Origin of the sequence: Ravibacter arvi (genome assembly GCF_039540405.1) — a bacterium.
In the GTDB taxonomy this organism is placed as follows: domain Bacteria; phylum Bacteroidota; class Bacteroidia; order Cytophagales; family Spirosomataceae; genus Ravibacter; species Ravibacter arvi.
Genome location: NZ_BAABEY010000033.1, coordinates 204314 through 227298 on the forward strand (window position 1 = coordinate 204314; position 22985 = coordinate 227298).

The window sequence follows — 22985 nt, forward strand, 5'->3', positions numbered from 1 at the left end:
CTCGTTGACGGTGTATTAGCAAATGCAATTGAAAAATGGTGAGAAGAAAATTTTTCTGCCATTGCAAAGACCGGCTTTCATTGGCGCAGGGGCCTCCAACTCAACTGACAGTAGGTAGATTTTGAAATCCATAGAACCACTGCCTATAATCCGAAACCGCAGTAGTCGACACTACAATAAAAAAAGCAGGGCCGCCCAATGGCAACCCCGCTTTTCACCATCGTCTGGCGCTACTTTACAATAAAGTTCCTGGTAACTACCTCACCATTCTGGCCCGTCACCTGGAGTACATAGTGGCCCGAAGAAAGATTCCTTACATTCAAGACATTGCTCTTAAGCGTCGTACTCAGTACTTCTGTGCCTACCGTGCTGTACACTTTTATTTTCAGCAATCCGGATACCGGCAGATCAAAAGTAAGCTCGCCGGCAACAACCGGGTTTGGATAAACGCTGCCCGTTTGCTTTTTGCCCTTCAGGCTTACTATCTGGCTCAAAGAAGAACTGCCATCAAAATCCTTGCTTCGGATGCGGAAATACTCAACATGGTGCCCACCGAGCTTGTGCGAATAGCTGTACGCCGCCTTAGACATATTGATTGCTTCCACCGTCCCTACTGTCCTCCAATTTCTGGCATCAGTGCTGTTTTGTACTTCAAAAGAGGCCACGTTAACCTGTTCGGTTGTCCTCCACGACACGATGGCAATTCCCTGCTCTTCTATTACGCTGATGGCCTCCCACTTCACTGGTAGCGCACCTTCCCATTTTAGCGTATAAGTTGCCTCCCGGGATTCTTCCCCGGCAGCGTCAATCACTGTAAAATCGAAAGAAACTTCATCATAACCTATTCCATCCAGCTTAACCGAGAACAACGATGGGTCAAAATTCTGGATTACGTAATCTGCGGCGGTTATTTCAACATTATTATAAAACAGTTTCGGAGCTGCATTTGTCTCCTGCCCGGTCGGTACATAAGGCAACGCAGTGATTTTTACTGACGGTCTTGCATCATTGGTTTTGTCAGGATCATCTCCTACGGGTGGTTCAACGCTTCCCGAAGGATTGATCGCAACGACTGTATTATTCAACGGGATAGTAGCGCCAGACACAGGTTTAGCGATCAGATATTCCGAACCTTCCGCTACCGGAGGTTGTTGAAGACCGAAATTGACGTTAGTAACATTGCCTGAAACCTGACCAAGATCGATCATGTTGGTCTTGTTGGTTGCTTCTTTACCATTCACCGGGTCGTTCGTACCGGTACCAACCCAACCCGTAATGGAAGCACCAGTCGCAAGCGGGTCGCCTTCCTGTTGTTCTCCTGTCGTCAGGATCACCTTATAGGAAGCGCCTGGAGTTAAGCCGGCAAAGGAATAAGTACCGTCATTAGCTATTTTTACAGATTTCACCACCTCCCCATTTTCATCGACCAGGTTGGCCCAGATATCCGAGGTGGTAACAGAAGAATTATTCCCGTTGTTGTCGGTTCTATCTCCGCTTACAGGCTTTTCGGTGCCTTCCGTCTCAGCATTTCCATTTGTGTCGTGCCATATCTTACCGCTGATGGCAATGTTGCCCTTCACCCCGAAATTGGCGTCATCCAAAGTTACGTGTGCCGAGCCATTTGCGTAAGATGAAAGATCACCCAGGCTTAAAACGCCGCTTTGTTCTGACAGATTACCGGAAGTTGCCGGATCTACGCCATTATTTCGGTTGGTTCCGGTGTATTTATACCCGTTAGGCGCGGATGCTCCTGCATCAAGATAGGTGCCTGGCGTTCTGGGGTTTGTAGTCAGGATGATTTTATAATCACCGCTGCTTGCTAAGGTATTCTGACCTGCCGTTATTGTGTATTCACCTGTAACGGGATCAACGGGAACACTCTGGATGACCTCTCCGTTGGCATCCACTAAATTGGCATAACGACCACTATTGGCCAAAGGAGACTCCGAGCTGTCATCTATAGCGTCCTGATCTGCATCTACCCAAATCTTTCCGGATATGGCAACATTATAAACAATACAAGCCTTGATGTTGATTAACAACTGCACTTCGTTGCCCGCACAAGGCTGCCCTTCGGGAATTACATATCCAAGACGCACGGTCCTGGAGCCATTGGCCGGGATGGCAAAAGCGCTCAAATCCAGATTTCCGGTCGTACTATTGTTAGCAGCATCGGTAAACTTTAACCCCTGGAAATTGGTGCCGGCATCTACTTCCAATATTTTGTAAGTACCCCCGGCCGGACTCCCCGCTAATTGAATTGTTCCTAATGAGTTACAATACTCATTGTTTGAAGTAGCCGAGTTGACTACGAAATTGACAGGAGTGGTTTCTATGCCGCAAACCAATAGCGGTGAAGTTGTGAACCTGATAAAATGATCGCCAGTATTACTTCCTCCGGCTCTGCCATCACCCATACTGCCATACCTATAGTGCCCTACATATCCAAAAGTGTTTTTGCATTCCTGAAGAACCATGGTGGTGTGTCCCCCATTTTCAACAAACAATAGGTTACTGTTGCTATTTCCCGCTTCCCAGTTAACAGGCATTCCGGGATTACGAACGGTGTACTCCGTTGTATTTACGGCGCCCCTTCCCATGTCAGAGCCAGACTCCACACCCCAGTTGTAAAGATTTCTATTGGCATTAATAGCGCTTACAAACCCGGCAACACCATCATGTTCCTGTGTAGAAATCCATTTAATATCATTCATTTGGTTTTCAGCACCTCCATCGGCAGCATATCTTGGCTGCGTCCAGCTATCGCGGTTAGTTGTTGAAAAATCTCCCAATTGTCCGGATGTATTTTCTCCCATTGCGTACAGAGCTCCATCTTCATACAAGACAAAATAGGAAATTGTATTATTTGCAAACTCAAAATTGCTGGTACTGGTATTGGTACCTCCGCTACCGATCCCAGTCGCTTTGAATCTTTTTGTTGCAGCAATCATCTTAATGGCACTACCGGAATGGACCGGCAATGTCATTTGGGTCGCAAGTGTCCTGTTTTCTAAAACATTGCCGGTACCAGTGGTACCCAAACGGGTACCATAGCCCCAAGTCCACAAATTCCCCTGATTATCCAGAGCGAACAAACCTGCGCTCGTTCCACGAGTAGCCACAATTCCGGTCAGATCACCTCCTCCGGCCTTTTGAATACGCACCCAGGATGTAGCGCTGCCACCTTGTCTGATAAGATCATTCTGGGAAAGTACGTATACAGCGCCTCCGCAAGTGGTCATCGCCAATGTTCCGGCTGTTCCAAAAAACATTTTTACATCGGTAGGGGCAACTCCCGAAGGTAGGCCCAACGCACCTCCACCGCTTGTTCTTACCTCTTGAAGGGCTTCGCCGGAGGTAGGGGTTAAGCCCGTTGCCAGAAGTACCCCCTGGAAACCCCAGGCATACAACTTACCTGTAGTGGTTAGTAATACATATTGAGCACCGCCTAAGCTGCTCCCGGTTTTTGCATATAAACTGGCGAGAGCAATTTTAAGCGGCCGCCCGTCGAGATTGAAGCCATTTGACGAATTAATAGTAGTGGGAACACCAAACCAATTGACGTGTGAACCGGTTGAGCCTACATTCACGGGCTTAGACCCTTCTCCCCAAACCTTGATTGTTCCATCCTGGGCATAGGCAACCGAGCTGTGGAAAGAAGAAATAACATTGTCATAAGACAAGTCTGTCGCAACAGTAGAGAAAAAACCGGAGTTCGCTGGATTTGTACAAGAATTATTCCCCGCACAATCGGTATTGGCATATTGGGCTTTCGAACGTAATCCACTGCCAAAGAAAAGGACAGCACACAAAAAAAAACTCTTAAATAGTAGTTTTTGACTCTTTAATATGAAGTAAACTTTCTTTGACATAGATAATTAATTTAATTGATAAAATCTACTACGAACAATTATTCTTTATCTGCATAATAGGTAGGTGGGCGCTCGTATTATGCATTTTGATCGGCAAAATTGGAGAATTACTAAAAATTAGGCGAGTTATTTTCTTGTCTAAAAACCTGGAAAATCTTGTCAAAATTTTAATCTGTGTGAATATTTCATCATTAAATTTGGCATTACTAATAAATTGGATGTATCTGCCGGGCTTGCAAAAAATCAACAATCGTCAGGAAGGTCCAGGCACCTTTGACAAATGAAACAGTTTGAAACGGAGATTAATGGAGTAAATGCGGAGCAAAAAGCAATTGGTTGCTATAAAAAATTGAAATTCAATTGCATTTTGACCTGAGAAGACCAGGCCATCGGGTGATTGAGAATTATTGAAATTGAAGCTGGTATTCTATGTAGGCATCGCCCGGATAAGAACGATATTCAGGCGGTGCTCCGAGGGTAGAAAAGGTGAGTAATGTGCTAATATTTATAGGAATAATTAATTTTTAAAGCGATCATAAAATATAAGAAAAGTATTAAATTTTATGAAAATACTAATCTTGTTTTGCTATGAAATTGGTTGTTATCCATAGCTATTGGCAGCAAAAAGATGATTTTATTCCGGCAGGTAATGGCTGTATTTTAGGAAATCAGGAAGCAGAAAAGTAAAAAAGCAAAGCCGGCAAGTTAGTGTATTGTAAAGTTAGTTCAAGTGACAACACCCGGTGTACCTGATCTTCAGTCACCGGTTCCTGTATTTTCTGCCGTTCCGTTTGCGCCTACGGTGCCGGAAACCGGCTTACTTCGGTAAAATCACCGAGTGCCCGGCAGGAGGGTGCAAGCCGCTAATGCAGGAAAATCTCCAGCACGGCGCACGCGAATACAACCAGGAAGTCAGCCCCACAAGTCGGACCAAACCGGATCTTCTACTTTTGAGATGGTTGAAAAACGCTCGAAGCTACGAAGCGACCGGTTGAATGGAAAGGGTAGGGTAAACCCTTATTGTAAGGAATCTCAAAAGCTACGGATTGGTACAAATGAATGTTTGAAGTTTAACCTCGTAAGCATCTGGGGATCGGTTAAGTATTCCTCGCCGACTTTACCGTCACTCATTCTCACAGTCTTTAGCAAGATCAGATACCCCATATTCTTCACGTCCTCTAAATTACTGCTCGCTAACACCAGGTCCCTGAAAGCCGGCAACTGAGAGGCATATTTTGCGAGCTCTTTCAATTCGCCCACCGAAGGCAGGAACCAATCATCGTAGCAGTCCTGAACGACAAGATCGTCGCATATACCGGCGATATAGGGAGTGGCGCCAGTACCAATGAGCTTCTTTGTATTGGCCTGGCCGGCGCCTAACGACATATCTGAAGGAAGATTGAAATTCCCCGGTGTAACATAAGGAGCTTTATCCGGCCACCAGGAAGCATTGAGGGGCGATTTTGCCATTACCAATCCATGCTTCCCGTTAGGTTCAACATAAAACACGACGCCTCCAAATGCCTCGTCTCCCACTTTTATCCCACCCTTTCTTAGTTCCGAGGGTTTCCCTTTGAAGATCTGGAACTTATCGCTGTAAATTTTTCCCGTATAATCCGCCAGCCTTTTATCCAACAGTTTTACAAATACTTTCCCGTCAACATCGACACCCCAATCCAGCGTTCCGCAATAATCTGAATCGATCAGTTCGCCAATCAGGCTTGCAGTTGGGCTCAGACTGACCTGGACGTCTTCCGAATCATAAAGCCTTACTACGAAGTCCGGTTTAATCGAAGCCGTCAGCTGCATTTTCTTGCTAAAGATAAATTCAAGTTTAGATCCGGTTTTCGTTACATTTTTCAGGTTTTTCCATTCTTCGTTTTTGTATTCTATACCGGCGAATACATCCAGGTTAGCTGATGCCTGCATACTGGTCGTCGATGTTACTTTACCATTAACATCTACAGAAACAATAATGCGGGGAACAAATACGATGGGTACCAATTCAACCCAGATAACCACTGGTTTTAACCGGTAGTTAACCAGGACTACCGGTTCCGGAACTATCTCACGAACAGTAACAACTTCCCCCTTAATTTTAGTCGTGGCTTTTACATCAGTACTGACTTTAAAATGGGTCATCTTACCACCCTTGATCGTAAGCTCGAAATTGATAGTAGGATCAATCTCGAATTCTCCCGTAATATCGACTGCTCCTATCGTCTTGGTAAAGGCCTTTCTAAACGCAGTGGACTGTATATGGGAAAGCCTGGAATTGGCGTTATTTTTTCCACTTGAATCTATTGAAACAATGTCGGAATCGGTTAGCTTTTTGGAGAATTTTACTTCTCCTTCTTTGATGGCTTCTACCAGGCTGGCCGGGGCAGTCTGGCAAATAATCTTGCCCCCGGATTCGGTCACAGCGGTAATCTTCCGGAGAAAACCGTACGGCGCCTTCGACAATGTGTCGCTAACCAGTATGGTGCCTTTTTTTATGTTTTTCAACCCGCTCCCATTCCCGGAAAAAATAACAGACTTCTAATCTACAGATACAAGGCTGTTTTTAATGGCAGCAGAACTTACGACAACCAGGTTACTATCCATACTGGATTGAGAGTCAGGTGTTGGATCAGTGCTGTTATTCTCCTTGCAGGAAAGAAAAATTGCCAGGAAAAAGGCTATTGCAATCAGATGCTTCATTATCGCTTCAGTTTTGGGAGAGAGTTTTGATCGATACTTAATATGATTTCAGTTTAACCTGGATTTTTGGTTCCCGGCATATTCTTTTTTCCCGGATGAAAATGCTTATATCTTGACTTCGCTTCGAAAATAAATTCATAAACCTCTTTTTCTCCATCCAGCCTGACTTCAATCACATAGGGAATCTCATTATTCGTGTAAGGTATATGGCCAGGGTGTAGCGGAACAATATCTGTTCTCTGGTATTTATCTTTGAGATTTTTGACATGCATTAAGGCAATATTGGACTGAATTGTTGCAAACCTCCAGTTATAATGGCGAAGGCTGAAAGCGATCATTTGCTCGCCATGATCTCCGGTTTTATAATAGAATGTGGAATCTTCAATAATCCATTTCTCAAATCCTTGCTCTTCCACAAATTTTGTAATTCCGTTAATCCCCTTGTATTGATAGAATTCCAGGCCTGTTTCGCCTATCAAATACAGCTCTTCCAGCGAATATAGTTTCTGAGAGTGACCCTGCGTGGCGACCATAAAGCAAAATAGCATTATGAATTTTTTAAATTCTTTCTGTGATCTGATGAAATCTGTATTCATACAATGAGGATTACAACTGTGACCAATTCAGATTTTGGTATAAATATTTCTTCTTGCTATTTGTTTCTGCACATGTCTTTTATATCAGATAAGTTGTTGGTCATCATTTGCGTGATAGATGCCCGGGTAGCTTTAATCGGTCGCCTGATTTTGAAAGAATAGACGGGTACTTCAGGAGGCTTCGATGTTCACCATTCAATTCTAGCCATATTTTTAGTGTATCATCGCTATAACCTGCCGGACCGGGCTGATTTCTTTCCGTAGTGCAGCGGCTTCTTTCCGAACAGCCGGTCAACGGCTGTTTGAGATAAAAGTCAACCTGAAGCTTTTTGAACAATACGAGTAGAAACAGTTGCTCACCGGAGCTAGTATGGTTATAAAACTCTATTTTTACACGGCTCTCCGGTAACCTGTTGATTGGATTTAATGAGAAAGTACTCGTATTATTTTCTGCTAGCACTTCTGTTGCCTACGGCAGGACGAATCCTTGCGCAACCCGTCGCCGGGCTACCGCTTCAACCCGAAAAATGGGCTTATGCAAAAGAGGTTGAACGGGAGGCCGTTATAAAGAAGGATACCTTGTTAATGGCCGAAGCCTATTACCTGTTTGGGAAAGTCCACGTTGCCGCCCGAAACTATCTTACGGGCAAGCGTTACTTCATGAAATCGCTCGGTATTGTAGAGCAGAGGCAGCAATTCGACAAAGTCAGTCGTATTTATACCCGGCTGTCACGACTAGAGAAGGAGCAATCGGATCCACACAAGGCGCTCGAGTACGCACGACTTGCACTGGTGTATGCCCATAGGAGCAACCAGAAAACTTTGATGGCCGCTTACCAGTGCATGAGCCGTTTTTACCTGGATGTTTGTCACGACGCTTTAACGGATAATCAAAAGAACCCCTGTCAGGATAGCCTTTTCTTTTACTGCAGGCAGACCGAATCGATTGCCTACAAGCTAAGGGACTCAATTACCATAGCCGATATTAGTGGCATATTGGGCAAAGCCTACGGACTGCAGCGAAACCCCAAGGCGTTCCGTTATTACCAGGTTGCCCTGCAAATAGACAAGGCATTGAACCACATTAACAGCGAGGCTGTCACCTGCCTCCAGCTAGGGCTTACCCACCTGCAGTTCAATCAACCGGACAGCGCCTATTCCTGGCTGAAACAGGCGAGCGAACTTTACCATTCGTTAAAGAGCCAGGAATTTTCGCTGGAGAGGGATTTGGCCAACGCCTACTTGCAGTACTACCAGCAAAAAAAGGACTGGCACAAAGCATTTGATCAGTCAATGATAGTCCGGGGCTATGAGCGCGACCAGATGACTGCCGATCGGAATGGGGCCGTTTCCCGGTTGAGCGTCGAATATGAGACCCAAAAAAAAGAAGCACAGCTTATTAACCAGAGAAATGAATTACAACTGAGTCAGCAAAACCAGCAGGCGCAGCGTTGGTTGCTGGTTATTTTGTCGGTCCTGCTACTGGGGACAACCGGTGCCAGTGTCGCATTTTATAAAATTTCGCAAAAAAACCATCGGTTGAGCCAGCAAAACGCGGCCCTGGTGCAGGAGCAAAATCATCGTGTCAAAAATAATTTACAGCTCGTATCCAGCCTGTTGAGCTTGCAATCGAATCGATTGGATGACGAATGCGCCCGGAATGCAGTAGGGGATAGTCAGCGACGAATTGAAGTGATGAGTTTGCTTCAACGTAAGCTCTATGACGGCGATAACCTGGTTGCTGTCAATGTAGCGGAGTTTATGAAAGAATTGGTTACAATGGTGATCAAGGCCTTCGAACAGGAAGAAGTTGAAGTAGCCTATCAAATTGATCAGGCGATGATGTTGCCGGCCGATTACGCCATGAGAATTGGCTTAATTGCCAACGAGCTGGTCACGAATGCCTGTAAATACGCCTTTTCTGATCATCCGAACCCTGCACTTCGCATTGAAGCGTCGTTAACAGGCAGAACATTTCAGTTGCGTGTGGTTGACAATGGACCGGGTTTCATTGAAACCCAGACACCTGCCAGGTCCTTTGGACTACGGTTGATCCAAATTCAGGTAGAGCAGCTGTTTGGCACCTATCGGTTTGAAAGCAACGGAAATTTGCAATTTGAAATGACATTTAACCTGATTCCTCCTTCTTCTCTTCGGAAAAAACTGAAACAACCCTGGCCTGATGAAATCGCTTAGAGTATTAATTATTGAAGATGAGCTGGTTACGGCTCACGACATCAAGGAGACATTGGAAAAAGCCGGGCATATGATAATTGATATTGCCCGAAACCTTTCTGCGGCCCTGAGCTCGATACGCGTCAATACACCGGATATTGTCTTAATCGATATTCATTTGGAGCATTCGGCAGAGGACGGTATCGACATAGCCCGGCGTATTCTGGACATAAAAACCATACCTATCATTTACCTGACCGGACATTCTGAGCAACCTACCATAGTGCGGGCCCAGCAGACGCGTCCGGCAGCTTATTTGCTAAAGCCCTTCCGGCATAAAGAACTTGCGATCCAGGTGGAGCTGGCCTACCATAACTACCAGGTTTCGTTGGCCAGCTCTATTGATCCTTTCCTGTCGGATAGCCTTTATCTGCCTGTGGATCAGGGGAGTGGATACGTAAAAGTAAAAAAGAGCGACGTGCTCTACCTGGTCGCCGATCGGATGTATGTTGAAATCTATTTGGCAGGGAAGGCACAAAAAAGCGTCTTTTGCATGAATTTAGGCTATATAGCCCAGTTCTTTACGACTCCCAATTTTTATCATTTGTCCCGGTCACTCGTTGTTAACCTGGATCATGTGGAGCGTATCGAGAGAGGACAGTTTTATGTAAGGGGGCAGGAGCACTCCGTTCCATTTCCGGAAGCGAATCATAAACTTTTTCTCCAGCAGTTTGCTATTGTCAAAACACCGTCGAAACGGGAAAGCAGATGATTTGAAAGCTCATTTTTTTTAAAGTACGGACGGTCAAAACAGTTGCTCTCCGCAGCTGGTATGGCTATAAACCGCTATTCCTGCTGATTTGTTTGCTTACCGTAGGCTTCCAGGCGATGCAGGCATCACTGTCTATCGGACACCTACAAGTAAAAACTTAGCACCGGTTATTCCTTCACCAGCTTCACTGTCTTCCCGTCGCGTAGCTGCAGGAGGTAAATCCCAGAAGCATAGCTGCTTATATCGAGGGTGATTACTTCCTCTTTTACCTCCGCCTGCTGCAAGACGATCCCGGCGGTACTGACTACCTTTACCCGGGTTCCGGTATATTCCGAACCTAACTCGACGACGACCTTGTCTTTTACCGGGTTGGGGTAGGCAAGCAGCCTGCTACGCCCGGGGTAATTCAGTGAAATGATCCGGCTATAGGAAAATGTACCGTCCGTATCGATCTGCCTGATTCGATAGTAGACCCCGCCGAAAACCCGGGCCGGATCGGTAAAGCTATAGCTGCCCGACCCGGCAGCGCCGGCTGTGACAGTACCGATGATCCGAAAATCCCGACCGTTGGCGCTCCGTTCTACCTGGTAATGAGATACGTCGCTTTCTTCAGTCTTCCAGGTCAGCACGGCCCGGTGCAGGTCGTTGAGACGGCCTGCGAAGGAGATCCAGCGTACGGGCAATGCCCCGTCAGGACTTTCATAGGCACCCATATCGATGGTAGTACCGACTAGCCGGGGATTGCCGGCCAGATCTTTGGCGATTCCCGATAGGCCCGGAGAGGAAAGAATGGCGTTATTCCCGCTGTTGATAGCCGGGCTTGCGGACTTCAGGCGCAGTCCGTCGTCAGCTGTACCCCATATGCCGTCCGGGCCGACAGGATTTGTGGTATCCGTAAATTGCGGAGCAGCCTGTATGTTAGCTTTTTCCGTTGCGCTATAATTCGTATAGGCCCCGTCTTCAATAAGGCTGTTCTTTATATTCGCCACACCGTATCGATCCAGAACAGAATGACCGCCATGCCCGGCAAAAATATTATTCGCCATCAGGAAAGAAGAACTTTCGTTGTACATCGCATGGCTCGGATAGTCATTATTGACGGAGGAATTATGATAAAAGGTGCAATTGACGACCGTACCTTCCGTATAATAGCTGACTACAGCTCCACCCACGTGAGCAACGTTTTCCGAAAACAGGCAGTTGGCGATCAAAACCCAGGATTCCCAGTTCTCTATCCCGCCGGTCGTAGTGTACCCGGCGCTGCCGTTATCCGAAAAAACACAATGGCTGATCGTCATAGCTTCCGAACCGTAAGCAGCATAGTTATACAGGGCGCCTCCTTTGTTATGGGTAAAAACACAATGGCTGATGGTCGGAGATACGTAGTAATTATAGATGGCAGGATAGACGGAACGGTCAGTACCCGAAAGTGTAAAACCATCCAGAAGCGCGGCATCCGTCAATCCGTTGCCCTCGTTAAAGATAATATAGCTATCGTCATTTGCTTTCAGAATGGTCTTGTTATGGCTTATATCACGTTCTCCTCCGCCATTGGGGTAGCCTCCCAATATTTTCACGCCTTCTACCATGTAAAAGCTCTGTCCGACCGGAGGCGTATAGACGCCGGCCGCTACCAATATACTGCCGATACCGCATTGTGAGGGATTGCCGGTGGCAGCCAATGCTTCCTGCAAGGTTTTGAAGGCGGTTCCCCAGCTTTTTCCATCGCCCGACGCGCCTACGCTTCCGTCTACATATAGAGATTCCTTGTCGACAACGGTGTACATAAAGGTCGAAGCCTGTGAAATAGCGCAGCCATTCAGTGACGCTGTCAGTGTGATGTTGGCGACTCCGGCGGCAAGCGGTGTAAACGACGGGATGAACGTTCCTGTACCCGATGCGGGCAAACCTATAGACGGGTTATCGTTGGTCCATGAATAGGAATAGGTCGAAGAAGATGCTTCCGGGTCCGTGTGGACCAGGGTTATGTATAATTTTTTAGCTACGCCGGAACAAGGGTCTCCAAACACGGCATTACTGGCGGTAACTGTAAAACTGTTTTTGCCTAATGCCAGGTTTTCTATTACGCTCCGGCTATTGGCCGCATGGCAGGAACCTATCGCAAAACCATCGGTACAATTGCCCGACGCATTACCGTAGCTGGCAAACGATACGGCTCCGAATACCTGTCCGGCAGGGGCGCTGATGGTTTGGGTCTGGCCTTCGTTAAGGATAACGCACATTGAGGAACCTCCTGTAATACCCGGAGAAGCGAAGGGTACAACAGGACTACGGCTGCCCAGGCACACCGATTTAGATGCGACCGGAGCGATCAGCTGTACATCGGTAATCGTAACTTCATCCGTGACAACACACCCCTTTGCATCGGTAACGGAACAGGTGTAATCGCCTGTTGCTAAATTGACAATCTCCGTATTTGTACCTCCGTTGTTCCACAAATAAGTGTAAGGTGCAGTACCGCCGCTTGCCGTCACTGACGCAGAACCGCCGTCGCAATCGGCATTTAACTTCGAAATAGTGGCCTCCAACCTGGAAGGTTGCGTAATCGTCACCGACCGGGTCACCTCGCAGCCGCTCCCGTCTGCGATCGTACAGGTATAGGCGCCGGCCGCCAAACCGGATACGGTGAGGCCGGTAGCGCCAGTGGACCATTGATAGGTATAAGAACCGGCGCCGCCGGTGGCCGATACCGTCGCTTTGCCATCGGTCCCGTCATGGCAGCTTACCTGCTGATCGACCGTCAGGGCAGTCGTCAGAAACGGATTGACCGGGTTGTTGATTATGGTATTCTTTACCATTTGGCAGCCATTATGGTCAGTGATGGTACAGCTGTAATTCCCTGCCGTTAAATTCGTGATCGAAGCGGTAACGGCCCCTGTATTCCACAGGTAAGTATAAGGGAAGGTACCGCCGTCTGCTGTGACAGAAGCGGTGGCGCTTGCTGCGTCATAGCAGTTGACATCCGTTTTATTCAGGACGGCCGTTAACAGATCCGGCTGCCTGACGGTGATATTCCGGGTAATGGCACATCCATTGGCGTCTTTAATAGTACAGCTGTAATCGCCTGCGGTCAGGCCCGCAATCGAAGCGGTGGTAGCCCCGGTATTCCACAAATAGGTATAGGGAGATGCTCCTCCGCCTGCGTTTACCGATGCGTCACCATTATTCCCGCCAAAACAACTTACATCAGTTTGGGTGGTGGAAGCGCCGAGCGGCGCCGGCTGCGTAACGGTTGCGGAGCGGACAATGGTACAATCATGGGCGTCAGTGATGGTGCAGGTATAAGTACCGGCCGTTAGATTTCCAATAGCAGCAGTGGCAGCCCCTGTATTCCACAGATAGGTATAGGGCCCTGTACCCCCGTTTATATCCAGTATTGCCGCGCTGCCGGTATTATCCCCGCTGCATTTGATATTGGTTTGCGAAATGTTTGCCGTAAGCAGGGCAGGTTGCGTAATAGTAAATGTTTTGACTACAGAGCAGCCCTTCACATCGCTAATGGTACAGGTATAGGTACCGGCGGCCAGGTTGTCTGCTTTTGCGGTGTTGCTGCTGCTGTTCGTCCAGCTATAGGTAAAGGGCGCGGTACCGCTGCTTACCGTTGTGATCGCAGCGCTGCCATCATGGGCGCCGAAGCAGCTTGCGTCAGCTTGTTGGGTAACGACGGAAGGGGTTGGGTTTACAGTATAAGTAAACAGAGTCGGGGCAAGCAGGCAGCCGTTATTCGTGGCCGTTACCGAAATCGTGGCCGTACCTGCGTTGGCAGGAGTGAAGGCAGGGATATCACCCGTGCCTGCCGCTGCCAGTCCGATGTTGGTATTGTTATTTGTCCAGGTATAGGTAGTTTGATAAGTGTAAGCCAGTATAACGGCGATTTTCTTGAATGTACCGAAACAAGGGTCTGCCCCGAATGCCGCACTGCCAATGGTGAAGCTGTTTTTACCTAATGCCAACCCCTCCACTACACTTCGGCTGTTGGCTGCATGGCAGCTGCCTATGGTAAAACCGGTGCTGCAATCACCTGTGGCAGTTCCGAAACTTGCAAAAATCACTTCAGAGAAGACTGTCCCCGCCGGTGCGGTAATCGTTTGTGTGGTACCATCAGGAACCATAAAGCAAAGCCGCCCGTTTTCTCCCTTTAACCGAAGTTCGGGGAAGCCGGATCCGATACATATGCTTTGGGGTGAAGGGGTTGTGATCGAAAAGGGCGGAGCGCCTGCAGCCATTTGCAGCTCATATGCTCCCATGTCCACCACATTTTCGAAGATACGCGGGTTTCCTGAAATATCATTCGTGCCCCAACCGGAAGGGGCATTGTTTACGGCGGCATTATCTCCGGTATTGACAACCGGAGAGCAGGAAGAAGGTGCGTAATCTCCGGCGGCCGGATTCCTGAAGTTCGGGTTTGCGTTGATGTTCCCGGCTCCTGTATATACCCCGCCCGGCCACAGGATATCGCTGTAAGCAGCATTCAGCGTAGCCTGGTTTAAAATGTTTTTCGCTGCATTTGTCCCCCATACAATAGAATTGGTCATTTGAATAGCAGCGCCCGAATGATTATAAATATTGTTCCCGCTGGTAACGGCCGTATTATCGCTTATCGTAGTGTTGGTGATGCTCAACGCAGTCGCCGGGTTAAAGCTGTAAATACCCCCGCCGTTTGCCGCTGTGTTTTTACTGATCACACAATTAATGATCCGCGGAGAAGACGTTTCATAGATAAACACGCCGCCGCCGCTACCGGAAGCAGTATTTCCTGTTATGAAGGTTTGTTGAACAAGCGCGGAAGAAGCCCATAGGTACAGTCCTGCTGCGTCTGATGCGGCATTCCCGCTAATGGTACAGTTACGAATAGCTATTTTACTGCCTATTTCACTGTTTTCCCGCAGCAGCAAGCCTCCTCCCTCTTGCTGGTTGGTTAGCTTGCCGTTATAGGTATGCTGGGTTACGCTGTTGGCGTTTCCGCCGGTAATGGTAAAGCCGTCTATGACGACGCTGTCGGCGCCGGCCTGGGTACCCGTCATCACCATCACGTGGTAACTGTTGTCGGCTGGATTACCGGGGGTTCCTATATCCCCGCTCAATATAACAGGATTGGCGGCGATATTTCTTGCACCGGTGACGGCATTATAACCGCCATATATCTTGATACCGCCGCGTTGAGGGATGAGGAAAGTAGCATTCCGGTCGGAACTGTTTTGCGTTCCCGTAGGGTAATAGGTGCCTCCGGCGACCAAAATGCGCTCTATACTGTTGCATTGACTGGCGGCCGCCAATGCATCGTTCAGTGTTTTAAAAGGATTATTCCAGGCAGTTCCTGTTCCCGACGCCGCCGCATTCCCGTCGACAAAAAGAGTGCTGCCGGATGCCGCGATATAACTACTTTCATAGGCGCCTATATCCACCCGCCCGTTCCGGATCCGGGTGTTGCCCATTATATCCGTCGATACCGTAGCGAGGGCATTATTGCCCGTACCGATCAGAGGCGAGCAGGGTTGCAATTGCAAACCGTCATCTGCGGTACCCCAAACGCCGTCGGTACCCACAGCATTCGCCGCATCTGTAAACAACGGATTGGTAGCACCATCCAGATTGCCGGACGGATTGCCGGGTGCGAAGCTGAAGCCTTGTACCAGGCTGTTGTTGATCACGACAGGTTCGCCCGGACTATTACGCCGCGCGAGTGCGCCGCTGTTGCCATAGATGATTGTATTGTATACCTCACTGTTTCTCCAGTCAAAAGCATAAATAACCGCCGGGTTATTGGCCGACGTATTGCCCGTAAGTACGCAGTTGTAAAATTTGCAGTAAGAACTTTGGTTGTATACCGCGCCGCCATCGCCGTTCCCGCCGCCGCCAATGGTCAGGTTGCGATAAAAAATACAGTTGATAAACGTTTGCAGGTAGTAGCCCCCGTCATTATAGGCTGCTCCTCCGTTCGAACTGGCATTATTGTCGGCGAATGTACAGCTGACAGCGCGCATCGAAGGACATTGGTAGTTGTGAATAGCGCCGCCATTCACCGCCTTGTTATTCAAAAACAGGCATTTTGTAAGTACCGGTTCTGAAGCGTTATTATAAATACCGCCACCCAGGTAACTTTCATTATTGGAAAATGTACAGCGGGTGAGTACCGGATTTGAATTGATATTGAACAATCCGCCGCCGCCGCCGCTGGAATTAGTACTTGCCTTATTCCCGGAGAAAATGCAATCGGTAATCGTTGGATTACTGTTAAAATTAGCCATACCGCCGCCGCTGCCTGCCGGGTTCCCACTGTAATGGTAGTTTGATTGGTTGTTCGAAAATGTGCAGTTGATAAAGACAGGGTTACTGCCTGCATTATATACCCCGCCGCCTTCCCCTTGCGCCTTGTTATTGGTAAAAATGCAGTTTCGTACCGTGGGAGAAGCGTTGTTGTTATACATGCCGGCGCCATGGTTGGAGAAATCCGGAAGAAGGCCCCCGGTGATGGTAAAACCATCCAGCACGGCGGCTGTGGTAAGCCCGGTGCCTGTATTGTTGATCACGCGCTGGCGGGTGTTGTACAAGGGTGCATATCCGCGCAGCGTAGTGGTATGGGTTTGCCAGTCACGGTCTGTAAACGACGGGTTGCCTGTGGCCGGGAAGCCGCCGTAAATTTTCACTCCCTCTTTCATACTGTAACCGTCACCGTTGGCCGGGGCATAAGTTCCTGCCGCAACCCAAACCTCGTCGCCGGCCGAAGAAGCGTTGATCATGTCCTGGAGGTTACCGGCTGCATTAGTCCAGCTGTTGGTACCATTGCCCGTTCCGCCAGGTTTTACATAGCGGATGGTTTGGGCATGAATATGAAAGCTGCAAACAGAAAGAGCCGACAAGCATACAAGAATGCGCAGCATTTTGTTCATACAGATAGGGAGGGTTAGGATTAACAGCGTAAAGGTAGCTCGCTCCACAACCTGTCCAGGGAATACCAAGCCAAAACTTTGTCCGGTTTTACAAAACCGGACAAAGTTTTATTGGAGAGATCTGCCGGGTTTAGTGCTGAATACGCGGCTGCACTGTCTGTGGTAATTGCAGCGAGGCGCGGTATTGAGCGGGGGTCATGCCCGCGATTTTTTTAAAGGCATTGTAAAATGCGCTCCTGGCCGAAAAACCCGATTTTTTAGCCAATGTTTCGATGGTGTAGCTGTGCATCAGCTGGCTGTCGGCAATGTGCCTTTGTACGTTTTCTACACGATGGCGGTTTATAAAATCTGTAAATGTCAGCTGGTAGGAGTGGTTGAAAATCGAGGATAGTTTGTGGGAAGGTATCGATAAATCCTCTGCCATTTTTTTCAGGCTCAGATCAGGTATTTTATACATTTCCTGACGGACGATATAATCTTCAATTTTCTGGCACCAGGCTTCGGTTTCCCTGTCCCGCTGCTGAGAAAGCTGGTGCTGTTTCTGTACCTTCTGCAGCGTCGGTAGCTTCATATCCAGCATTGAAGCTACCAGATCGAGGGGGAGCCTTTCTATGTAGCCGGGTTTGGTTTCCATAAAGTACAAATAGCGCTCTTTGGCGTTGCCCATTCTTATGATATGGGCGCGCTCCTGTGCATCGGAATAGTATTTTTCCACCATTACCCTAAAGAGGAAGTTCAGGTCGAAATGGCTGAGGAACAATTTCTTCAGGATGTCGTTGTGAATGGCGATCAGTTCCGAATCTTCCACTGCTATGATAGCCTCCTTGGACGGCTTGGCTCCATGCAGCCCCGAAATGGAGCTTACAAATTCGTTATCGATGGAAATATAGGTGACAATTTTTTTTCCCTGGTGGCTGGTTTGTCCCATGAGGGCGCCCCGCTTTATGAAGTACATGTACCGGCAGTGCTCTCCTTCATTCAGCAGCACATTGCCTTTTTTTACCCGCAGGCCCACCGCGTTTTCATAAAAAGCCTTGCTCAGCTCTTTGCTAACCGGGTAGATAAAACCTAAAATTCCTAAAATATACGATACGTCTTCCCTGGATGCTTTCTGAGTGTTCATAACGTTGAAATAGAAGAGATAGAGGGCAAAAATAAGGAATATGCGGACCACAGAGGCCACTAAATACACGAAGTTTTTGATAGCCTCTGTGTGCACTGCGCTTTTTGCGGTTTTTATTCAACTATCAACGCCGGATAGGGGCGCGGGGATGTCAAAAAACATCCCCACCAAGGCGGTCCTGCCATAAAATTACGCTGACCAAACGGCCAGCTCGTTGCCGTCAGGATCCACGAACTGAAAGCGCCTGCCGCCCGGGAAGCTGAATATGTCCTGCGCTAACACACCGCCTGCTGCCAAAACCTTTTCCCGGGTATTTTCCAGATCATCGGAATAGAGTACTACGAGGATACTTCCTTTGACCGGCTTTCCGGTAGTGAAGCCTCCGTCTACATACTCGCCCGAAAAGGCCGTATAGTTTGGGCCGTAATCGGTAAACACCCAATTAAAGGCCGTAGTATAAAAGTTTTTGATCCTTTCGGTATCTGCTGTAAGGAATTCAATGTACTGGATCTGCTCGTGTTTGAGTTTTTGTGGGTTTTCCATAAGATAAAAATTTAGCAGCTAAGATTTGGATTAATAATAGCGAAAGCGATTTACTAATACAATTGTGAAAAGGAGGGTGAGCACCGGCACGGATGGCCTAAGTATAGTAGTATAGTCACCGGGAAGCTGTGAACCGGCTTGATGGTACTACCAACGCAGACAACAATAAATAGACTAATTAATTTGTAGTGATTTTTGCCTCGCATTTTCTACAACTTCCTGAACGCGCTTTTGCCGGGTTTCCGGTCGTTTGGCAAGGGCAATCCGGCCTAACATTAGTTTTCTTGTCGATTTACTCAAACTCAGGAAATAGTCCTTTGAGCCCTTATACTTTTCGAGCGCTTCTTCTAAATCGTTCGGGAGTATCAGCTCTTCTACTTCGTCTAAAATTGTCCAGGAACCGTTTTGTTTTGCGATTTCAATGCTTTCGAAACCTGCTTTTGCCATCCTTTTACTGTCAATGAGCTTTTTGATTTTTTCTTTGTTGATTTTTGACCAGTTGCTCTTAAGTTTACGTTTGCTAAAAAGCTGCATAAACGAAGAATCGTCAATCCTTTTTTTTGTGCTGTCAATCCAACCAAAGCACAGCGCTTCGTCAACGGCTTCACTCCAGCTTATGGATGGGATCTTAGACCTTTTTGTGTAATAAACAACCCAAACGGATTGTTTGGACCGGTGGTTCTTTTTTAGCCATTGCCTCCAATCTTTCTGATTTTGAGGGGAATATGTATCTACTTCCTTGTTAAGCATTCCGGTTCGTCATTTTTATTCTTATATAAGAATGATTAGATGCAAACTTACGCCTGCCAGGTGACAGCCTTATGTCAGGGGGCAAAAACTCCCGACACAATTTTCTGCCGGTGCTGATACCCCTATTTTTCCATCGCAAGTAAAACCTCCTCCGGCGTTTTGCTATATTCGATTAATGTATATTGAACGGTGATGGGTTTGGTATTACGCAATAACGGTCCTGGCTGGCGGCGTAGCCGGCGGAATCGTAAACGCGCATCGGGCGATCTTTCGACCCGAGGGGGAGAGGTTTGTCGAAGCAGCCGGAATAATTGTCATTGGTCTAGTCTGGTTTGTCTTGTCTGCCGAAAATTATTTATACTTTTGTTCGAAATTCAGGTCTCATACAATCGTTGCCGTCAGTGAACCAGGAGTATACTATTCAGGACAAAGCCAGGATGAAATATCTGCAGCTCGCCGAGTCAATTATCACGCAGATCAAAAGCGGGGAGCTCAATATCGGAGATCAGCTTCCTTCGGTGAACCAGTTATCGTTGTCTTACGGCATGAGCAAGAGCACGGTACTGATGGGCTTGAACCACTTAAGTGAGAAAGGTATAATAGAGGCGGTATACCGGAAGGGGTACTTTGTCAGGAAAAGCAGTGTGGACCATGATCACCGTGTTTTTTTCCTTATGGACAAGATTACGGTTTTTAAGGAAGAGCTCTACCAGGCTTTTTTCAACCAGCTGAAAGACCGTGCGGATATAGATGTGTACTTCCACAATCACAACTACCGTATTTTTGAAAGGCTTATCCTTGAAAACCTGCACAACTATACGCATTTCGTGATCATACCGATCCTGAAGGAAGACGTAACCGGGGTGCTCAACCAGATTCCGCCCGACAGGCGGATCATCCTCGACTATAACCAGGAAGGGCTGACCGGCAATTATTCGTCGGTCTACCAGGATTTTGCCGGCGACCTGTATTCTGCGCTCCGCGAAGTACGTGACCGAATTGAAAAATACCGGCGCCTGGTGCTGGTATTGCCCGAGAATATCTACTACGGCCACCTGGTCAGGGAAGGGTTCGAGAAATACTGCGCCGAATTCGGGCAGGCCAGCGCTATCATCTCCAAAGTGAGCGAAGACAATTTTTCTCCCGGCGATGTCTATATCACGCTCAACCGCTACGATATAGACGACGTTAATATCATAAAGGAGGTTCACAGGCGCAGGCTGCAACTGGGGAAGGACGTGGGCTTGATTTCGTACAATGACCTCTACATGAAAGAAGTGCTGGAAGGCGGCATTACGGTGATCAGTGCTGATTTTACGCGGATGGGGGAGGCCGCCGCCGCCCTGATCAATGAAAACAGGATTGCCAAGATCAAGAGTCCCAGCAAACTGATCATCCGGTCGTCGTTGTAATTTTTTTCAATAATCTGTACTGGTTTGTATTGGTTTGGTCGATATTGTCAATATATTTGTATCGAATGGCATAAAAATCAGATCTTGTGTGATAATATGAGCACTGTCGGATGCGTAGCGGCAGTTTACCCCATTTCTGGTTTGGTCTGTTCTATTTTTAGTTTGACCCTAACTTTACCTGACCCATGAGTTGTAACCGTTTTTCGGGTGTTGTTCTTTACCTGATTTTCCTTACCGGGATAACCCCGGAATTGCCCGCGCAGGAAAAAAGCCTTTTTACTATTCCTGAAACCGTTACTGCTCAAATGCTGATGGATCACAAAAGCCTGGAAGGGAAGAACTATCTTGCCTTTCCCGCCTTGCTGAGACTGAGCGACGAGCAGGTGCTGGTTACTTTCAAGCGTGGCACCTCCCATGGCTCGGACCGGGAAGCTGATTGTGATGCGCTGGTATTGAATACGGTAACCAACCGCGTAACCGATCATTTCAGGCTAGGGAGCATTCCCGCTAAAAAATTCCAGCTGACCGTGCCGGTGAAAACCGCCGACGGGACCGTCCGCCTGTATACCGATATGCAAAACCAGGGCCAGGATAACAAAAATTACCGCGAAGGCATGCACTTTTCTGTCCTGGAGAAGGACGGCAGGAGCGCGCAAGCCTGGAAAAAGCTGCCCGAGATAGGCGGGATCGAATATGGCTACCCGTTCGACTTCATAGTCGAGGGGAAAACCGTCTATATGCTCGCTATGTCTTTCGGCTACCGTCCGGGAAGCACCTGGTCGGTGGCGGTACTGCGCTCCGACGACGGAGCGGCTACCTGGAAGTTTGTAAAAGATATAACGGCGGCGCTGGGCGGTGGCCCTATTAACGAAAGCAGCTTTGTAAGGGCGGGAAATGACTTTCTGGTTGTCTGCAGAGGGTACCCGGGACAAAGTACGCGAATTGCCCGGTTCGATTCCCGGTTTAACCTGCTGAAAGTTGCCGACCTTACGGGGAGCGATAAGGCGCTGAGCAATTACATCGGGTGGCCCCGTATTTTCCTGAGAGATGGACAGGTGTACGTGCTGGGCAGGATCTGGCCCAACCTGACCGGGCAGCCCTCGCATTCCAAAGGTATGGAAAACAGCAGGTTGGGGCTGATCCGTATCGATCCCGCAACGCTGACGATAAAAAACGTGTCGCTGCTGGACAATGCAGATGGGTTGCTTCCGGTTAAAGACGGTTATTACGCCGCGCCCTACTGGCAGACAGTTGGTGAGGAAACCTGGTTCAATACGGTCACTTACCGTTCGCTGGGAACGGCTGATGCGCCTGATATTATCCGTTTTGCGTTCCTCTGGGAGGAAGTAAAATAAATATGGGCAGGTATTTCGTCTTCTGTCTCATGCTGTTTGAGGTGGTTTCCGCCGGCGCACAGGGAGTCACCGGGCGTTTCGAAATGCTGAACGGCCGCCAGGTGTACATCGCCTGGAAAGGGGAATTGCGCCACAGGCCGGTCCCGGTGCTGCTGGCACTTCACGGAAGCGGGAGATCAGCTGAAAGTTATGCCCCTGGTTCCGGGCAAAGTGTACCGTTTTATGTCCGCCAAAGGGATCTTGCCTTGCAAGCGGGCTATTTGTTTGTGTCGATCTCCAACGGGAGCGACACCTGGGGAACCGACGCCGGTATGCAGGCAATCCTCGACCTGGTCCGCTTCGTAAAAAAAGCGTACGGGGTGGAAGAAAAGTGGACCCTCTGGGCCAGTTCGGCCGGTGGTGTTATGCTGGGGCGTATCATCAGGTTTCATCCCGGGTTGGTTGGTAAGGCACTGGGAACCTTTCCTGTCTATGATCTGGCCGACAGTTACCAAAACCTGAAAAGCGCACGGGAAGCATGGTCGTCGCCGGAAGCGTTCAATTCGATCAATCCTGCCGGTTACCCCGGCGCCTTTGTCAAAATTCCGTACCTGGTTTTCCACGGCAAGGCGGATAAGGCCGTTCCGTTGAACAAGCACTCTGAGCGACTCAGGGACGAGGTAAATGCCCTCGGCGGAAAAGTATCCCTTAAGGTGGTTGACGGAGGTCACAGCACGCAAAACTTCAACCTTTATGACGACGATCTGATATTGGATTTTCTCAACGCGCCCTGATTT

General features: G+C 48.2%; 13 protein-coding genes. 5 read left to right on the top strand and 8 right to left on the bottom strand.

The window, feature by feature from the left end:
• Positions 1-230: 230 nt before the first annotated feature.
• The 4 genes from ABD852_RS19455 to ABD852_RS19470 all read right to left on the bottom strand — a co-directional run bounded on the left by ABD852_RS19455 (position 231) and on the right by ABD852_RS19470 (position 7168).
• Complete coding sequence (locus ABD852_RS19455) at positions 231-3683, bottom strand: T9SS type A sorting domain-containing protein (RefSeq protein ID WP_345031957.1); 3453 nt, start codon at positions 3681-3683, stop codon at positions 231-233.
• 1221 nt (positions 3684-4904) lie between these two features.
• Positions 4905-6377 (bottom strand): hypothetical protein, encoded by a 1473-nt coding sequence (locus ABD852_RS19460; RefSeq protein ID WP_345031959.1) that lies wholly within the window; start codon positions 6375-6377, stop codon positions 4905-4907.
• 33 nt (positions 6378-6410) lie between these two features.
• A complete protein-coding gene (locus ABD852_RS19465; RefSeq protein ID WP_345031961.1) occupies positions 6411-6572 on the bottom strand; it encodes a hypothetical protein in 162 nt (53 codons plus the stop codon).
• Positions 6573-6625: 53 nt separating this feature from the next.
• A complete protein-coding gene (locus ABD852_RS19470) occupies positions 6626-7168 on the bottom strand; it encodes a hypothetical protein (protein WP_345031964.1) in 543 nt (180 codons plus the stop codon).
• A 426-nt stretch (positions 7169-7594) separates the two neighbouring features.
• On the opposite strand from ABD852_RS19470, the gene ABD852_RS19475 reads away from it, so the two are divergent.
• Positions 7595-9364 carry a sensor histidine kinase gene (locus ABD852_RS19475; protein ID WP_345031966.1) on the top strand — a complete coding sequence of 590 codons (1770 nt, stop codon included), beginning with the start codon at positions 7595-7597 and terminating at the stop codon, positions 9362-9364.
• Positions 9351-10115, top strand: a complete 765-nt coding sequence (locus ABD852_RS19480; protein WP_345031968.1) for a response regulator — start codon at positions 9351-9353, stop codon at positions 10113-10115. Before ABD852_RS19475 ends, ABD852_RS19480 begins: the two co-directional genes overlap by 14 nt.
• Before the next feature lie 167 nt (positions 10116-10282).
• Here ABD852_RS19480 and ABD852_RS19485 read toward each other — a convergent pair whose 3' ends face one another.
• The 4 genes from ABD852_RS19485 to ABD852_RS19500 all read right to left on the bottom strand — a co-directional run bounded on the left by ABD852_RS19485 (position 10283) and on the right by ABD852_RS19500 (position 19442).
• Positions 10283-17026: a choice-of-anchor Q domain-containing protein gene (locus ABD852_RS19485; protein ID WP_345031973.1), complete on the bottom strand. Its 6744-nt coding sequence runs from the start codon at positions 17024-17026 to the stop codon at positions 10283-10285.
• A gap of 130 nt (positions 17027-17156) precedes the next feature.
• Positions 17157-18149, bottom strand: a complete 993-nt coding sequence (locus ABD852_RS19490) for a helix-turn-helix domain-containing protein (protein ID WP_345031976.1) — start codon at positions 18147-18149, stop codon at positions 17157-17159.
• Between the two features lie 189 nt (positions 18150-18338).
• Positions 18339-18692, bottom strand: a complete 354-nt coding sequence (locus ABD852_RS19495) for a VOC family protein (RefSeq protein ID WP_345031977.1) — start codon at positions 18690-18692, stop codon at positions 18339-18341.
• 174 nt (positions 18693-18866) lie between these two features.
• Complete coding sequence (locus ABD852_RS19500) at positions 18867-19442, bottom strand: YdeI/OmpD-associated family protein (protein ID WP_345031978.1); 576 nt, start codon at positions 19440-19442, stop codon at positions 18867-18869.
• Positions 19443-19843: 401 nt separating this feature from the next.
• Here ABD852_RS19500 and ABD852_RS19505 point away from each other — a divergent pair, with 401 nt between their 5' ends.
• From ABD852_RS19505 to ABD852_RS19515, 3 genes are all read left to right on the top strand, one after another.
• Entirely contained in the window at positions 19844-20854 is a 1011-nt protein-coding gene (locus ABD852_RS19505; RefSeq protein WP_345031979.1) for a GntR family transcriptional regulator, read from the top strand.
• Between the two features lie 185 nt (positions 20855-21039).
• Complete coding sequence (locus ABD852_RS19510) at positions 21040-22209, top strand: hypothetical protein (RefSeq protein ID WP_345031981.1); 1170 nt, start codon at positions 21040-21042, stop codon at positions 22207-22209.
• A 2-nt stretch (positions 22210-22211) separates the two neighbouring features.
• Positions 22212-22982, top strand: a complete 771-nt coding sequence (locus ABD852_RS19515; RefSeq protein WP_345031982.1) for an alpha/beta hydrolase family protein — start codon at positions 22212-22214, stop codon at positions 22980-22982.
• The last annotated feature ends 3 nt before the right edge of the window (positions 22983-22985 follow it).

What these genes read in the sequence shown, in the direction of transcription:
- ABD852_RS19470 (WP_345031964.1), bottom strand. Translation starts at nt 7,168, where the DNA reads ATGAATACAGATTTCATCAGATCACAGAAAGAATTTAAAAAATTCATA.
- ABD852_RS19490 (WP_345031976.1), bottom strand. Translation starts at nt 18,149, where the DNA reads ATGAACACTCAGAAAGCATCCAGGGAAGACGTATCGTATATTTTAGGA.
- ABD852_RS19480 (WP_345031968.1), top strand. Translation starts at nt 9,351, where the DNA reads ATGAAATCGCTTAGAGTATTAATTATTGAAGATGAGCTGGTTACGGCT.
- ABD852_RS19515 (WP_345031982.1), top strand. Translation starts at nt 22,212, where the DNA reads ATGGGCAGGTATTTCGTCTTCTGTCTCATGCTGTTTGAGGTGGTTTCC.
- ABD852_RS19500 (WP_345031978.1), bottom strand. Translation starts at nt 19,442, where the DNA reads ATGCTTAACAAGGAAGTAGATACATATTCCCCTCAAAATCAGAAAGAT.
- ABD852_RS19475 (WP_345031966.1), top strand. Translation starts at nt 7,595, where the DNA reads ATGAGAAAGTACTCGTATTATTTTCTGCTAGCACTTCTGTTGCCTACG.
- ABD852_RS19485 (WP_345031973.1), bottom strand. Translation starts at nt 17,026, where the DNA reads ATGAACAAAATGCTGCGCATTCTTGTATGCTTGTCGGCTCTTTCTGTT.
- ABD852_RS19495 (WP_345031977.1), bottom strand. Translation starts at nt 18,692, where the DNA reads ATGGAAAACCCACAAAAACTCAAACACGAGCAGATCCAGTACATTGAA.
- ABD852_RS19510 (WP_345031981.1), top strand. Translation starts at nt 21,040, where the DNA reads ATGAGTTGTAACCGTTTTTCGGGTGTTGTTCTTTACCTGATTTTCCTT.
- ABD852_RS19465 (WP_345031961.1), bottom strand. Translation starts at nt 6,572, where the DNA reads ATGAAGCATCTGATTGCAATAGCCTTTTTCCTGGCAATTTTTCTTTCC.